Annotated in this window: 13 protein-coding genes; 6 read left to right on the forward strand and 7 right to left on the reverse strand. The window is 59.1% G+C overall.

Annotated elements, in window-relative coordinates; all coding sequences use genetic code 11:
• Positions 1-38 precede the first annotated feature (38 nt).
• Both C7H09_RS18555 and C7H09_RS20045 read left to right on the forward strand, forming a co-directional pair.
• Entirely contained in the window at positions 39-248 is a 210-nt protein-coding gene (locus C7H09_RS18555; protein WP_106765552.1) for a DUF6447 family protein, read from the forward strand.
• Positions 249-281: 33 nt separating this feature from the next.
• Entirely contained in the window at positions 282-611 is a 330-nt protein-coding gene (locus C7H09_RS20045) for a DUF6447 family protein (protein WP_206074361.1), read from the forward strand.
• Positions 612-834: 223 nt separating this feature from the next.
• Here C7H09_RS20045 and C7H09_RS18565 read toward each other — a convergent pair whose 3' ends face one another.
• The 7 genes from C7H09_RS18565 to C7H09_RS18595 all read right to left on the reverse strand — a co-directional run bounded on the left by C7H09_RS18565 (position 835) and on the right by C7H09_RS18595 (position 10,661).
• Positions 835-2,805: a nucleoside-diphosphate sugar epimerase/dehydratase gene (locus tag C7H09_RS18565; protein WP_106765553.1), complete on the reverse strand. Its 1,971-nt coding sequence runs from the start codon at positions 2,803-2,805 to the stop codon at positions 835-837.
• A gap of 55 nt (positions 2,806-2,860) precedes the next feature.
• The gene (locus tag C7H09_RS18570; RefSeq protein ID WP_106765554.1) at positions 2,861-3,808 is read right to left on the reverse strand and encodes an NAD-dependent epimerase/dehydratase family protein; all 948 of its coding nucleotides are present in this window, start codon (positions 3,806-3,808) and stop codon (positions 2,861-2,863) included.
• A 212-nt stretch (positions 3,809-4,020) separates the two neighbouring features.
• Positions 4,021-5,460: a hypothetical protein gene (locus C7H09_RS20370; protein WP_240616659.1), complete on the reverse strand. Its 1,440-nt coding sequence runs from the start codon at positions 5,458-5,460 to the stop codon at positions 4,021-4,023.
• Positions 5,461-5,862: 402 nt separating this feature from the next.
• Complete coding sequence (locus C7H09_RS18580; protein ID WP_106765555.1) at positions 5,863-7,626, reverse strand: SLC13 family permease; 1,764 nt, start codon at positions 7,624-7,626, stop codon at positions 5,863-5,865.
• Between the two features lie 73 nt (positions 7,627-7,699).
• Positions 7,700-8,293 (reverse strand): adenylyl-sulfate kinase, encoded by a 594-nt coding sequence (gene cysC, locus C7H09_RS18585; RefSeq protein ID WP_106765678.1) that lies wholly within the window; start codon positions 8,291-8,293, stop codon positions 7,700-7,702.
• Between the two features lie 138 nt (positions 8,294-8,431).
• The gene (cysQ, locus tag C7H09_RS18590) at positions 8,432-9,199 is read right to left on the reverse strand and encodes a 3'(2'),5'-bisphosphate nucleotidase CysQ (RefSeq protein ID WP_106765556.1); all 768 of its coding nucleotides are present in this window, start codon (positions 9,197-9,199) and stop codon (positions 8,432-8,434) included.
• A gap of 100 nt (positions 9,200-9,299) precedes the next feature.
• The gene (locus tag C7H09_RS18595; RefSeq protein WP_106765557.1) at positions 9,300-10,661 is read right to left on the reverse strand and encodes an MBL fold metallo-hydrolase RNA specificity domain-containing protein; all 1,362 of its coding nucleotides are present in this window, start codon (positions 10,659-10,661) and stop codon (positions 9,300-9,302) included.
• Between the two features lie 192 nt (positions 10,662-10,853).
• Here C7H09_RS18595 and C7H09_RS18600 point away from each other — a divergent pair, with 192 nt between their 5' ends.
• Genes C7H09_RS18600 through C7H09_RS18615 form a run of 4 tightly spaced genes read left to right on the forward strand, consistent with a single transcriptional unit; the run spans position 10,854 to position 14,655 of the window.
• Positions 10,854-11,495 (forward strand): c-type cytochrome, encoded by a 642-nt coding sequence (locus C7H09_RS18600; RefSeq protein WP_106765558.1) that lies wholly within the window; start codon positions 10,854-10,856, stop codon positions 11,493-11,495.
• A 21-nt stretch (positions 11,496-11,516) separates the two neighbouring features.
• The gene (locus tag C7H09_RS18605; RefSeq protein ID WP_276309332.1) at positions 11,517-11,705 is read left to right on the forward strand and encodes a DUF1656 domain-containing protein; all 189 of its coding nucleotides are present in this window, start codon (positions 11,517-11,519) and stop codon (positions 11,703-11,705) included.
• Between the two features lie 9 nt (positions 11,706-11,714).
• Entirely contained in the window at positions 11,715-12,587 is an 873-nt protein-coding gene (locus tag C7H09_RS18610; protein WP_106765560.1) for an efflux RND transporter periplasmic adaptor subunit, read from the forward strand.
• A gap of 13 nt (positions 12,588-12,600) precedes the next feature.
• Entirely contained in the window at positions 12,601-14,655 is a 2,055-nt protein-coding gene (locus C7H09_RS18615; protein WP_240616661.1) for an FUSC family protein, read from the forward strand.
• Positions 14,656-14,673: the final 18 nt, after the last annotated feature.

Raw genomic sequence — 14,673 nt, forward strand, 5'->3', positions numbered from 1 at the left:
CTACTCTATTCAAAACTGATGAGCGGACGACGATTTTTATGGAAACTTTCACTCTAGACGGCAAGCGTTACAACATCGATGAGCTGCCAGAAGACGCACAACGGCTGGCACGGCAGGCGGCGCTGACCACAGAGCTGATCGAAAAGCTGGAGGCACGTGCCGCCATTGCCCGCACGGCACAAGTGCGCTACGTGGACCACCTTAAGGCCAGCCTTGGTAAAGCGCCGGCGGCAAAAAGCAAAAAGTAACCTACTCCACCCTTTTTCATTTCAGGAGCTGTTATGACAGACACCAAAAAAGCGGCCGACACCAAAAAAACCGCCGCAGCCAAGACCAAAGCACCCGCCAAAAAGGCACCCGCCAAGAAAGCCGCTGCCCCGAAAAAGGCCGCAGCCAAGGCAAGCGAAGGCCAGCAGGTGACCATTAACGACAAAACCTACCCGCTGGACGCCCTGAGCGATAACGCCAAGGCACAAATTAACAACCTGCGCGCCACAGACCGGCTGATTGAAGAACTGGAACTGGAACTGGCGGTTGCCCGCACGGCCCGCAGCAGCTACGCCGAGGCACTGCAAGGCGAGCTGGACACCATGAACACAACCCTGCAGTAAGCAGCGTGTAATAGATTGTCACTATGAGTCAAAAAGTGACGGTTAATTTGACTCAAAGTTAACCTACGGGTAATCTTCTACACGAATTGATCAATTTTCCGGGCGACCGGACGGGTTTGTTCAGCCGACTGCACGCAGTCGGCTTTTTTGTATCTGCTGTTTGTGTGCCCCGCCCTTTCCTGCTGTGCCGCTCAGGCGACTCCTGTTTTGCTTCATGGCCGCGTCATCCGGGGAACGGATAAACCTTGCCCTGCCCGTAGGCACCCTCGGCCCTGGCCAGCTCCGGCGGGCGGCTGCGCAGCCACAGTTCGTCTTTCAGCCCGGATTCCGATGCATAAGCGGTGGGCGCAGAGGCAAGCACTTCAATCACCCGTTCGCAATCGAACTGTCGGCTGGCTTCGGTTAACGATTCCACTAGTTCGGTAATGGCTGCCAGTGGCAGGCAGGCTTCCCTTGCCATCATGATCCGGGGATGACTGGTTTCAATCGGGTTGCTGCCAACCAGCAGTTCTTCAAAGAGTTTTTCGCCCGGGCGAAGACCGGTGTAAACCACTTCAATGTCGCCGTCCGGGTTCAGTTCTGTGCGTTCCGACAAGCCCATCAGGCGGATCATTTTACGGGCCAGGTCTGCGATTCTTACCGGCTCGCCCATGTCGAGCACAAACACTTCGCCACCTTTGCCCATGGCGGCGGCCTGCAGCACCAGCTGGGTGGCTTCGGGGATGGTCATGAAGTAGCGGATGACATCCGGGTGGGTAACTGTAACCGGCCCGCCGCTGCGGATCTGATCGCGGAACAGGGGCACCACAGAGCCGGAAGAGCCCAGTACATTGCCAAACCGGACAATAGAGAAGATGGTACGCCGTTGGCTAGCCGCCAGTGCCTGCAACACCAGTTCGGCCATGCGCTTGGAGGCACCCATTACGTTGGTGGGGCGCACGGCTTTGTCGGTGGAGATCAGCACAAAGCGACGAACCCCAGCGGCAACCGCAGCTTGCGCGCAATGCCAGGTGCCCATAACGTTGTTCTGTATGCCTTCTATTACGTTCACTTCTACCAGCGGCACGTGTTTGTAGGCGGCGGCGTGGTAGACGGTGTCTACCCGAAAGGCGCGCATGGTGGTTTCACAGCGGCGGCGGTGGCCCACCGAGCCCAGCAGTGCGTGCACGCTCACGCCCAGCCCGCGAATGGCAATCACCGAGCGCAGTTCTTTTTCAATCTGGTACAGGGCGTATTCGGACTGTTCCATCAGGATAATTCGGGCCGGGCGCAGCTGCACCAGCTGCCTGCACAATTCCGAGCCAATGGAACCACCGGCACCGGTGACCATAACCACGCGGCCTGCCACGCTGTCGTCTATGGGGCCCTGGTGCGGCTCTACCGGTTCACGGCCGAGCAGTTCGGCCGGGTCCAGATCGCGGATGTCGTTGATGCGGGCGGTGCCTGCCACCAGCTCCGACAGGGCCGGGATGGTTTGTACCGGCACCTGGAGTTCTTCAAGAATATGGATAAGGTGCCTGCGGTCCACCGACACGCTGTCTTCCAGAGCAAGAAACACTCGCTGCACGCCCTGTTCGTTCACCGCGCGTTTGAGGTCCGCAATGCCATACACCTGAAAACCGGCAATCAGGCTTCTGTGTTTGCGGTGGTCAAAGGTAACGAAGCCCATGGGCCGGTATTCCATGCCCTGCAGCAGGGAATGGTGGAGTTCGAGCGCTCTGGGGCCGGTGCCGACGATAAGCACCCTGCCCTTTACTTTTTCCCGCGGGCGGTTGATAAGCGCCCGGAAGCCCAGGCGGGTGCCCGCTACCATAATAAACAGGAAGGCGCAGTACATAACCGGCACCGAGCGGGGCACCATGGTCTGGAGCAGGTAGCCGGACAAAATGAGAGCGAGCCCGGAGGCCAGCACGCCCAGCAATACCACCATCAGGGCTTTTTCACTGATGTAACGGATGATGGCGCGGTACAGGCCAAGCCGTATGAACACCATAATGGTGACCATGGCGGTTACCGCAAACACCACACCCTGGCCCAGATTCGGCCGCCAGAGCCAGTCTTCCAGGCGCAGTGCGTAGGCGGCCCAGAAGGCGACGAAGATGAATACGGCGTCGGCAGCCACAGAAATCAGGCGTTTTTTCGGGCGAGAGAGTTCAAACAGTTTTTTCAGAATGTTTGCTAACTGTGCGTTCATTAACCGGTCTTCCCTGCAGGGCGGGCTTGCCATCTGCTTTTTAGCTTAGCAGTAGTCATGGCTCCGGCCTGATTACGTTTTTGTCAATCATAGCGGTGTTGCGAATTCCTTCCAGCATGGTATGGGGCGCAGCCCAGCCCAACCGTGTGCGGGCCCTGGCATCGCTGGCGTAGAGGGATTCTGTCAGCCGCGCCACCATCGGCTTAATAACAGGCAGCGCACCGGCCAGGCGAAGAACCGTTGCGGGGATGGCCGGGCCCGAGGCGTTACCCCGCTGTAATACCCGGAGTTCTTTCAATAACCGGGCTGTTGATACGGCCTCGGCATCTGCCACCAGAAAAATCTGGTTGGCGGCCGCCGCGTGCGTAAGGGCCAGCCGGATAAAGGCGGCCAGGTTGCCCAGGTAGATCATACTGCGTTTGTTGCCAGGCTGGTCCGGCAACAGCGGCATGGCACTGGCCGCCCACCGCTGCAGCAGGCGGAAGTTGCCTCCCGCGCCCGGCCCGTAAACCAGCGGCGGCCGCACAACCACGTATTCCATGCCGGTGCTCTGGCAGGCGTGTATTAACTCCTGCTCTGCTTTTAGCTTGCTGCGGGAATAAGGCGTTTGCGGGTTTGCCGGCTGGCTTTCGCTGAACGGGCCACCGCGTTCGCCGTGTACTTTCAGGGTGCTGATGAACACAAACCGGCGAACGCCCGCCTGCCCGGCCTGTCTTGCCAGGTTGGCCGTGCCTTGCGCGTTCAGTTGGTCCAACTCCGAAACTGCGTTGCGGGGTGCCGCGCTGATACCCGCGCAATGCACCACACACTCCACGCCCTCCAGCGCCTGCTGCCAGTGTGTGCCTGGCCCCAGCTCGCCGACCACCACCCAGTTTACACAGGGCCGGGAATCTTGCCCGGGGCGGCGGCTTGCCGCGACGATTTCAACGCCGTTACAGGCGGCAAGCTTTTCTACCACCGCCCGCCCGACAAAACCGGAGGCACCGGTTACCAGTACCTTCATGGCGTTGCCACGGCGCAGCGCGGCTGATCTGAGGCAGCAGAAAAGCAGGCAACCCGCCAGCGGCTGCCGGGTTGGAATGTGTCTTGGAATGGCCGTGTCATAAACCGGTTTGTCTGGGCAAAAAGAAGCCCTGATACTAGCACCCACGCCAGCGGGTGTCAGGTGGGTGTTGTGCGTAATGGCAGAGGTTGTGCTGGTGGGGCCGTTAGTGGTTACTGATAGCGGCTAACGGTTTTGCTCACCACATTGGACCAGGCACTTTCAAGGCCGTTTACATCCACCGTGCGGATGGCGAAGTACCAGGTGCCTTCGGTAAGGCTGGCAATTTCGTATTCCATGGTTTGGCCGTCGGCCATGCGGACTTCGTTGCTCATGTTTTCAATGGTGTGTTCTTTGCCGTAGCGCAGCAGGTAGTGGTCGATTTCGCCCATGGCCAAAGACTCGCCATTGGTTCGGGTAAGCGGTGCCTGCCAGAACAGCCGGGCGCTTTCGTTAGCCGGAGTGGCCTGGTTTGAGTCTTCATTCGGCAGCGGGTCTGTTTCGGGCGCGGGGTTTACCGGCTGGTCGCCTTCCGGCGTTTGTTCAGGCGTTGTTTCAGGGGTTTGTTCAGGTTGTGATTCGAGCCCGGGGTTCGTTTCCGGGCCGGTGCCCGGTGTTCCCACTGGCTGGTTTTGCCCGGGGTTCTGGGGCTCGCGGTCAACCAGGGTTTGCTCCAATTCGCCCACAGCCTGTGCGGCCGCCTGCCGGTAACTGCCCGGCTGCCAGCGGGCCTCCAGGTTTTCCAGCAGCAACAGGGCGGCAAGGCCAAGGGTGTCCCGGTTGATCGCGCCGCTATTTCCACCACTTTCCGGCAGGTAATCGTTAGGCGTTACTGCGGATCGGGCTGCGGCAAGCACAGCGCCCAGTGTCTGGTACCGGCGCCCGTCTACCAGGGCCATAAACGCCGTGTTGAGTGCTGCGGCCTGCAAGCTGGCACTGGTAACGCCCGAACTGGCAATACCGGCAAAATCCAGAGGTTTGTCAGATAACGCACCGGGTGCCAGGCGCCATTCCTGCTCAACCGTGGCCAGAGACTGGGAAAACGCGGCGTAAGTAACCGGGCCGGAAACGGCAGCCTGCTGATACGCGAGGGTGGATAGTGGGGTGAGCGCAACCGGCGCAACCCGGGAGCCGGGCACAACCAGGGTTTCCAGTTGCAGGTCGTTTCCGGGCCAGAACCAGTCGCCAAAGGGAATCATAACGCCGGATGGGCTTTTACATTGCGGCGCAACATCACACCGCATCACGGTTTGGGAGTCTGTGGTCAGGCTAAGCCGAAGCGCCTGGCCCGCATATTCTGCGGCAACGGAAATCTGAAAATGCCCGTTTTCGTCGGTGCGCACCGGTGCCCCAACAGGCTGCCAGTCTACCAGGCCCTGCTCCCGAAAACGCAGGGAGACAACGCCACCATCTATCACCCCTTTAATGGCATAGCCTTCTACACTCAGAGCCTTTGCGGGGGGTGTTGTTGGTTGTTCTGAAGGCGCGTTGCTCTGGGAGGAGCCTGCTGTATCGGATGACGAAGACTCACCGCCACCACAACCCGCCAGCACAACCGCCAGTGCAAGGGCACCAAGCCGCATTGGCCATGGCCGGATTTGTTGATTGTTCATAGCACCTCCCGTATTTCGCACGGTGCTATGGTAACCGGCGCAATTGTCAATTAACGTTAAATTTGTCCGCTTTTTGGCGCTTTTTTAGCCAATTTTTTGACCACGTAATTTGGGTCAGACCCCGGCGTTGTCCTCTTCCCCCTCTCCCCAACCCCTCTCCCTCCAGGGGAGAGGGGCTAACTGCCGCTGGGCCAGGGAGAGGGGCGGCAAGAAGCATCCAGCAGCCATTCCCTCTCCCTTAAGGGAGAGGGGCTAACTGCCGCTGGGCCAGGGAGAGGGGCGGCAAGAAGCATCCAGCAGCCATTCCCTCTCCCTTAAGGGAGAGGGGGAGATACAAAGCACTCACTAGCCATTCCCTCTCCCCTTGCGGGAGAGGGTCAGGGAGAGGGGGAAGTTTTGTTTTCAGAAGGCCCACACCATCGGAATCAAGCCGATGGCTACGGCGGCCACCAGCAGCGCCAGGGGCGTGCCGATTCTTACGTAGTCGGTGAAGCGGTACCGGCCGGGGCCGTAGACCATCAGGTTGGTTTGGTAGCCCAGCGGTGTGATGAAGGAGGCCGAGGCCGCGAACATAACGGCTATGGCGAAGGGCAGTACGCTAACGCCGAGTTGTTCCGAGATGGCCACGGCAATCGGGAACATAAGCACGGCCGCCGCGTTGTTGGTGATCATTTCGGTGAAGAGGGCCGTCAGCACATAGACCAGAGCGAGCGCCAGCCAGGGAGTTAGATCGCCAAAGCCCAGCAGGCTGTTGGCAACCCAGGTGGCCGCGCCCGTGGCGGTCATTGCATTGCCCAGCGCGAATGAGGCGGCAATCACCACCAGTACCGGCAGATCCACACTTCGCCGGGCGCGGCTTGCAGTCAGGCAGCCGGTGACAATCATACCGGCAGCGGCCAGAAACGCCGCTTCGAGAATGGATAAGGCACCGGAGGCACTGAGTAGCACCATCACAGACAAAATTCCCAGAGCCCGGGGGGCCTTTCGGAAATCCGGTGGCGTGGAGTCGTTCAGGGCGCTCACCAGCAGGAAGTCGCGCCGAAAGCGGTACTGCTCCACAAACTGTTCGCTGGCTTCGAGCAACAGCGTATCGCCCATGCGAAAAACAATGTCGCCCAACTTCCCCGGCACCCGGCGCCCTTCGCGGGAAACCGACAGTATGACGGCGTTAAAGCGGGTGCGGAAACGGCTGTCGCGGATGGTTTTGTTCAGCGCGGGAAACTCTGGGCCAAGCACCACTTCCACCAGGCAGCGCTGGTGATTGCGCACGTCCAGTTTGTGCACACTGCCGTTCGCGGGCTTCAAGCCATGAATGCGGCGCAGTTCGCTGGCGCATTCGGGTGCGCCTACGAAGTACAATTTGTCTCCGGCTTGCAGGGTGCGGCTGGGCTCAACCACAGTAATAAGACGGCCTGCGCGGTCTATTTCAGCAAGATAGCCGTAGTTGAGTGAGCGCAGCCCGGCCTCCGTTATGGTTTTGCCAACCAGCCCGCCCTCGGCCACTTCCATTTCCACGCCGTATTCACGCACCTGATCCAGCTCTTCTTTCAGGCCGCCCCTGTCAGGCAGTAATCGGTGGCTGAATAGCACCAGAAAGACCGTGCCTGTCGCTAGCAAAGGCACGCCCACCCAAGCGAGTTCGAAAATACCCAGGTGAACCCCTGCGGTGCTCTGTAGCAGGCCGTCTACAACCAGGTTTGTGCTGGTTCCAATCAACGTGCAGGTGCCGCCCAAAATGGCAGCATAACTCAGGGGCAGCAGCAGCCGGGATGCCGGGATGCCCAATCGCTGCGCCCAGTTTTGAATGGCTGGAATAAACATGGCCACCACGGCCGTATTGTTCATGAACCCGCTAAGCACACCGGTTGGTATGACCATGCGCAACTGAGCGGCTCGCTCGCTTGTCGGGTGCCCCAGCAGAAGCCGGGCAATCCACTGTACAGCGCCTGTCTCTTTCAGGCCTGCCGCCACCACATAAAGCGTTGCAATCGTAATCACACCCGGATTGGCAAAACCGGCCAAGGCCTGAGCGGGGTTAAGCACGCCTGTAAACAACAGCAAGGCCAGCGCCGCCATCAGCACAAGATCCGCAGACACCCGTGAAAACATCAGCGTGCCAAGCACACCAGCCAGGGTAACCAAGGTAAAAATCGCTTGCCATTCCATTCAGTCTAACGCCCCGGCTGGGGTCAGACCCCGGTACATTTCACCCCATCAAATGTATCGGGGTCTGACCCCATTATTTGATGAGTTCTCGGTTGGTGAGGAAGGTAATGAGTGATTCCACGCAACTGTCTACGTCCATAACAGAGGTGTCTATGCGCACTTCGGGCCTTTCTGGGGATTCATAAGGCGAGTCTATGCCAGTGAAGTGCTTGATCTCACCGGCTCGGGCTTTTTCGTACAGGCCTTTGGGGTCCCGCGCTTCACAGGTGTCCAGCGGCGTGTCCATAAAGACTTCAATAAACTCGCCCGCAGGAAAGAGCCTTCTTACCATTCGTCGGTCGCTGGTGAAGGGGCTGATGAAGGCGCTGAGTACAATCAGGCCTGCATCTGTAAAGAGTTTGCTCACCTCGCCAATGCGGCGAATGTTTTCTACCCGGTCGTGGTCGGAAAACCCAAGATCCTGGCAAAGCCCGTGCCTCACGTTGTCGCCGTCCAGAAGGAAGGTGTGATACCCCCGCTGGTGCAGTGCCACATCCAGAGCGTTGGCGATGGTGGATTTGCCAGAGCCGCTTAAGCCGGTGAACCAGAGCAGGCAGGGTTTCTGGTGTTTATTTGCAGCGCGGTCGGCGCGGGTGACCTTGTGGTTATGCCAGACAATGTTGCTCAATTTCACGATTCCTTTCCTGAAGACAAGAGGGGCACGAGTGCCATGCCACAAGTGTAGAACAACCTGAATTTATTAGGGTCTGACCCCGGTACATTTCACCCTGTCAAATGTATCGGGGTCTGCCCCCATCGCTAGCCGCTAGAAGTACCAGTTACCCGCCGCAATAAAGTTCGGGTTCAGAATCTGCTCTTTGCCATAGGCCAGAGCATCCCCCTCAAAGGTTTTCACATTGCCGCCAGCGGCCAGTAGCACGGCGTGGGCGGCACCTGTGTCCCATTCGCTGGTGGGCCCCATACGGGGATAGATGTCGGCATGGCCTTCGGCGATGCGGCAGAATTTCAGCGAACTGCCTGCCTGGAGCGTTTCGTGAGCGCCGAGGCCGTCAATGAAGGCGCGGGTTTCGTCATTAAGGTGGTTCTTGCTGGCCACTATCCGCAGCGGGTCTCTCGGCTCGCTGGTGCGAATGCGGTGCACATGGCCGGTGCGGTCGCGCTTGAAGGCGCCTTCGCCCTTGATCCCCCAGAATGCTTCTTTCAAGGCTGGCGCGGTAACTACGCCCAGAACCGGCACGCCGTCTTCAATCAACGCGATATTCACCGTGAATTCGCCGGTGCGCTGGGTGAAATCCTTGGTGCCATCAATCGGGTCGATCAGCCAGAAGCGCCGCCAGTGTTTACGCTCCTCCCATGAGATATCTGCGCCCTCCTCCGACAAAATCGGAATGTCTCGGCTGATGTTGCGCAGGCCGCGCATGATGATGTCGTGGCTGGCGAGATCCGCTGCCGTAATCGGCGAATCATCTTCCTTGTAGTTCACTTTGAAATCAGATTGATAGATGTGCAGCACCTTCTCGCTGGCTTCATCCGCTACTTTAATAACATCCGGAAGTATTGAGTTGTAATGCATTCTTGCGTCCTGCGAAGTATTTCCCCCATCTTAACAAAAATGTGGGGTCAGACCCCGGTACATTTCGCATGGCCAAATGTATCGGGGTCTGACCCTACCGTTAGAGGGTGACTTCTTCGAAGAGGTCTGGGACGTCGGCGGGCCAGCCGAATTTTTCGTGGATGTGTTTGCGCATGGTGTCGCTGGCGACGGGTTCGCCGTGGGTGATGTATACCTGCCGGGGCTGCAGTTCGCCCTGGCTCAGCCATTCGAGGATTTCCTGGTAGTCGCCGTGGGCGCTCATGCTGTCGAGGTTGTGAATTTCGGCTTTCACGGGCCAGTATTCGCCGTGGATTTTTACCGAGTCGGCGCCTTTTACAAGAGCATCGCCACGGGTACCGGGGGCCTGGAAGCCGGCGAAGACCACGCTGTTTCTGGGGTTGGGCAGCAGGGTTTTCAGGTGGTGCAGTACCCGGCCACCGGAGGCCATGCCGCTGGCAGAGACGATGATGCAGGGGTAACGGGCGGCGTCCAGTTCGATGGACTCTTCCACGGTGCGTACAAACTGGGTTTTGTCGTCGATCAACTCGCACTGGGCAGCGTTCAGCCGGTGTTCTTTGTGGTGGCGGCAGAAGATTTCGGTGGCTTTGATGGCCATGGGGCTGTTCAGGTACACCGGCAAGCGCGGAATGCGGCCCTCGCCCATCAGTTTATGCACCACGTACAGCAACATCTGGGCCCGGCCCACGGCAAAGGCGGGAACCAGCACGATGCCGCCACGGCCTGCGGTGCGGGTGATCACATCCGCCAGCTCGGTTTCCGGGTCGGATTCGCCGTGGGTGCGGTCGCCGTAGGTGGATTCGCACACCAGCACGTCGGCGTGGTGAAGGGGCTCGGGCGGGCGCATGATCAGGTCGTTCTGGCGGCCCACATCGCCGCTGAATACCACGGTGCGAGCCGAGCCTTTGTGGGTAACGTGTACGCAGGCGGAACCTAAAATGTGCCCGGCGGGGGTGAATTTCACTTCAAAGCCGGGTACCGGCTCGAACGCTTCATGAAAATGCCGGGATTCAAAGTGTTTCAGGGATTCCCGGGCGTCTTTTTCGGTGAACAGCGGCTCCGGGTTTTCATGGCGCGAGAACTTCTTCCGATGCGCGTACTTGGCATCTTCTTCCTGCAAATAGCCCGCATCTGGCAACAGCACCTTGCACAGTTCATGGGTGGCTTTGGTGCAGTAGATTTTGCCTTTGAAGCCGTTTTTCACCAGGGCCGGTAAATACCCGGAATGGTCGATATGGGCATGGGTAAGCACCACGGCCTCCACCGTGGCCGGGTCCACCGGGAAGGGCGCCCAGTTACGGCGGCGAAGCGTTCGTACCCCCTGGTACATGCCACAGTCGATGAGTACGCGATGCTTTTCGTCTGACAACAGGTAGCGGGAGCCGGTTACGGTACCGGCACCGCCAAGAAAGCGCAGTTTCATGAAACCTGAATCCTTGTCGGCCAGTGGTTACTCCAAGCTTAACGCAATTTTTTGAAGCCAGTAGGGAATGTATCGCCATTTACAGCTCAATCACCTGAAATACAAACATAAATCGGCTTTTTTTGACCTTTAGCAAGACCCAACCCAGAATAGCCTTCTACTCTTCTTATTTTCCTTTGCTATTGGTGCCTTATGATTTCAAAAATTGGCGTGAAAAGCCTGTTGTTAGCACTTGGAGTTTTTACAGCCCCGCTGGCCACCGCCAGTTCCACCGACGATGCCATGGCCAGGCTTGAAGCCATCATGGCCGATGACGCCCGGCGCCAGGCCAGTTACGAGGCGGGCCACGAGCGCATCAAATTCTGCGGCTACTGCCACGGTGAAGACGGCAACAGCAAGCGGGATTACATTCCGAACCTGGCGGGCCAGCACCCGCTTTATCTGTTCGAACAATTCGAGCAGTTTCGGGACGGCACCCGTGAAGACTATGTGATGACCAAACTGGCGCAATCGCTGTCGCTGGAAGAGCGCATCAATATTGCGGTGTATTACAGCCAGCAAACCGCCAAAGCGCGAGAGGTACAAGCTCCGGCCCTGGCCAGTGCCGGTGAAAAACTCTTTGCCCAACGCTGCTCCTCGTGCCATGGTGAGAATGGCCAGGGGTTCCAGAATATGCCCCGTTTGGCGGGGCAACCCACGGAGTACACAGAAACTGCCCTGAAGCGGTTCAAGAAAATGAACCCGGCGGCCAGCAGTTCACCGATGACCGCAATTGCCAGCGGCCTTTCAGAGCAGGATATAAAAGCGCTGGCCGCCTACATGACGGGGCAATAATCAACCACTATGCTGCATGAAATGAGTATTGGCGGAATGCTGTTCAGCCCCCTGCTGGCGCTGGCACCTGTGGCGTTTCTGCTGTCTGCCGGTACTCGCCTGGCGCTGCACCATCTGAAACTGCGCCGCTTTATCTGGAAAGAAGCCTGGTTCGATGTGGCCATGTTTGTGTGCTATCTGGCCGGTATTGTGTATCTGCTCGACAACTGAAGGATGGCTATGGGAAAACTGGCACGAATCGGGCTGACCCTGCTGGTGGTGGCGGGCGCGGTATTTGCGGGCACCTGGCTGTGGGATCACTACCTGTATTCCCCTTGGACCCGGGACGGCCGTATTCGTGCCGATGTGGTTACCCTGGCGCCGGATGTATCTGGCTGGGTTACCTCGGTGAATGTGGAGAACAACGCCCCGGTGAAAAAGGGCGATCTGCTGTTCCGCATCGACGACACCCGCTACCAGGCCGAGCTTGCCGAGCGGAAGGCCCGGCTGGCCCAGGCGCAAACGGCCCGGGACCTGGCTCAGCATCAGTTCCAGCGGCGCCAGACCATGTCGGACCGCAAAACCATCAGTGAAGAAAGCCTGGAAAGCTACCGCATTCGGGCAGAGTCGGCCGAGGCCAGTTACCAGTTGGCCGCTGCCGAGTTGGCCACTGCCCGCATAGACCTGGAACGCACCCGGGTAACCGCCCCCCACAATGGCACCATCACCAATCTTTCTTTGCGGGAAGGCAATTACGCTACCCACGGGCAGCCGGTGCTGTCGCTGATCAAACAGGATTCCTTCTACGTAACCGGGTATTTTGAGGAAACCAAGCTGCAGATGGTGCACGAAGGCCAGAGTGCCAGCATCAAACTGCTGTCCGGTCGGGAGCAACTCACTGGCACGGTAACCAGTATTGCCCGGGGCATTGCCGACGCCAACACCGCCAGCAACAGCCAGATGCTGCCCCAGGTGCAACAGGGCTTTAACTGGGTACGGCTGGCGCAGCGGATTCCGGTGGATATTGCCCTGGACCCGGTGCCCGAAGGCCTGAACCTGAGTGCGGGGATGACCGTGTCGATTTATCTGGAACCCACCGACCACCCGAACTGACGGAGCCCGGCCCGTGTCGATAACGCTCCATCCGCTTGTAAACCAGCTGTTGTTGCCCCATCGCCGGGCGGTGATTTTTGCGGTGAAGGGCGTGATTTCCATGGCGCTGGCCCTGGCGGTGTCGATGGTTCTGCAACTTGATCGCCCCTACTGGGCGCTGGTTTCCGCGGTGTTTCTGCAAATCCGCCCGGAAAGCGGCCTGGTGATCGAAAAGGCTCTGTGCCAGATCTTCGGCTCAGTGGTGGGCGGTGGCGTGGGCATTCTGATTCTGGCGTTTTTCATTCCCTACCCGCTGGTGGCCCTGGGCTGCCTTACCTTGTGGATCGGCCTGAACTCTGCCGCCTCTTCCATGGTTCATAACACCAATTTTATGTACGCCTATGCCATGTCTGGCATGACAGCCGGCCTGGTGGTGGTACTGGTGATCGCCAACCCCAATGCGGTGGACAGCCGGGCGGTGTTTGATATTGCCCAGTCCCGCATCAGCGAAATCTCGGTGGGTGCGCTTTGCGCCATGCTGGTAAGCCAGTTGTTCTGGCCGGTGACGGTGCGGGCCAGCCTGCGCCACCATGCCCGCGATGCCATCAACCGCACGCTGGAATACCTCTCGCTGGAACTGGACCCGAATAGCACCCACGAGCAACGGCACAAGCACGCCGATGAGATTCTGGAAACCCTGGTGGTGCTGAACGACGATTCCAGTGCCGTGGCCTATGAAGGCCCCGAAGGCCCGGGCCGGAGCCGCGCCGCCCATTTGCTGTGCAACAAGGTGATGTCGCTGCTGGCGGTTACCCAGATTATGGGCCGCTTTCCCCGCAATCATGCGGATCTGGTTTCCCCGGCATTTGGCAAGCTGCTGGCAGATATGCGCATCCACTTTCGTAAGATTGCCGATGCCGACAATTACGAGGAGTCCTACCTGCAGGCGCAGGCCCTGCGGCGCTCGTTGCTGGAACATCGCGCCAATTACGAGAACGAATCGGCGATTGTGGTGCGGCTCACCCAAACGGCGGCAGAGTTGGTGGCAGACCTGGTGATGGTGCTCAGGGCTTACAATGCCCTGGAGAACAGCGACCAGACACTGTTGAAAGCCTCGAAATTCCGCACCCACCGGGACCCTTTAATCGGCGCCGTGAACGGCTTTCGTACCGCGGTGGTGTTCGTGATCGGCGCCGTGGTGTGGCTGACCACCAGCAGCCCGGCGGCGATTATGATGATGATCATGCCGGTGGTGTTCTCGATTATGTTTGCCCGGTTTTCGCTGGCGGTGCTTACGGTAATGCTGCGCCGTCTGCTGCTGGGTGTGGTGGTGGCCATTCCGGTGGCATTGTTCTTCGGCCTTGGGCTGTTGTCCCGCAGCAGTGGCGACTTCGAGATGCTGATTCTGGTGCTGGCCGGTCCCTATTTCGTTGGCCTGCTGGCCCTGGCGGATCGCCCCACCCTGCCCTATGGCCTGGGCTTCTGCATTCCTTTCACGCTGATTGTGCAGCCCAGCAACAAGATGACCTTCAGCGTGGAAATGGCCACCAGCAATGCGTTGGGCCTGCTGGTGGGCATCAGCATTCTTTACTGGGTGTTCAAGCTGATCACGCCGCCCGACAGCCAGCTGCTGCAGTGGCGTTTGCTGAAAGCCACGGCCCGGGACCTGACCGACATTGATGAACACCACAGCCCGGAAAACTGGCTAAACGGCCGCATGGGCGAGCGCCTGCTGCGCCTGGCCAATTACGATCAGGGCTCCGGCAGCCCCAGCCGGATTATGACCGACCTGGGCTTTACCGGCCTGAACATTGGCCATATGTCCATTCGCCTGCGTAAGCGCCTGAAGAATCACCGCACACCGCTGGTAAACGAAAAACTAGCGCACTGGCAGCAGGTGCTGGCAGATACCTACCTGATGAGCGCCCGGGGCATCATGAACCCGGAGTTCCGCAGGGCCAGCGCAGAACTTTTGGCCGCCATTCATGCCGCCCGGGAACCGGATGCCCAGACCGCCACTATTGAGGGGATGTTCGAGCGCATGGCCCTGACATTCGAGCGAACGGTAAAAACCTGCCTGGCTGAATAGAGAACCCGCTTGCCTGAA

The sequence above is a fragment of the Marinobacter fuscus genome, assembly GCF_003007675.1.
Classification (GTDB): Bacteria; Pseudomonadota; Gammaproteobacteria; order Pseudomonadales; family Oleiphilaceae; genus Marinobacter; species Marinobacter fuscus.

Coding starts and splice junctions, on each gene's coding strand:
- C7H09_RS18555 (WP_106765552.1), top strand. CDS start 39: ATGGAAACTTTCACTCTAGACGGCAAGCGTTACAACATCGATGAGCTG.
- C7H09_RS20045 (WP_206074361.1), top strand. CDS start 282: ATGACAGACACCAAAAAAGCGGCCGACACCAAAAAAACCGCCGCAGCC.
- C7H09_RS18565 (WP_106765553.1), bottom strand. CDS start 2,805: ATGAACGCACAGTTAGCAAACATTCTGAAAAAACTGTTTGAACTCTCT.
- C7H09_RS18570 (WP_106765554.1), bottom strand. CDS start 3,808: ATGAAGGTACTGGTAACCGGTGCCTCCGGTTTTGTCGGGCGGGCGGTG.
- C7H09_RS20370 (WP_240616659.1), bottom strand. CDS start 5,460: ATGAACAATCAACAAATCCGGCCATGGCCAATGCGGCTTGGTGCCCTT.
- C7H09_RS18580 (WP_106765555.1), bottom strand. CDS start 7,626: ATGGAATGGCAAGCGATTTTTACCTTGGTTACCCTGGCTGGTGTGCTT.
- cysQ (WP_106765556.1), bottom strand. CDS start 9,199: ATGCATTACAACTCAATACTTCCGGATGTTATTAAAGTAGCGGATGAA.
- C7H09_RS18595 (WP_106765557.1), bottom strand. CDS start 10,661: ATGAAACTGCGCTTTCTTGGCGGTGCCGGTACCGTAACCGGCTCCCGC.
- C7H09_RS18600 (WP_106765558.1), top strand. CDS start 10,854: ATGATTTCAAAAATTGGCGTGAAAAGCCTGTTGTTAGCACTTGGAGTT.
- C7H09_RS18605 (WP_276309332.1), top strand. CDS start 11,517: ATGAGTATTGGCGGAATGCTGTTCAGCCCCCTGCTGGCGCTGGCACCT.
- C7H09_RS18610 (WP_106765560.1), top strand. CDS start 11,715: ATGGGAAAACTGGCACGAATCGGGCTGACCCTGCTGGTGGTGGCGGGC.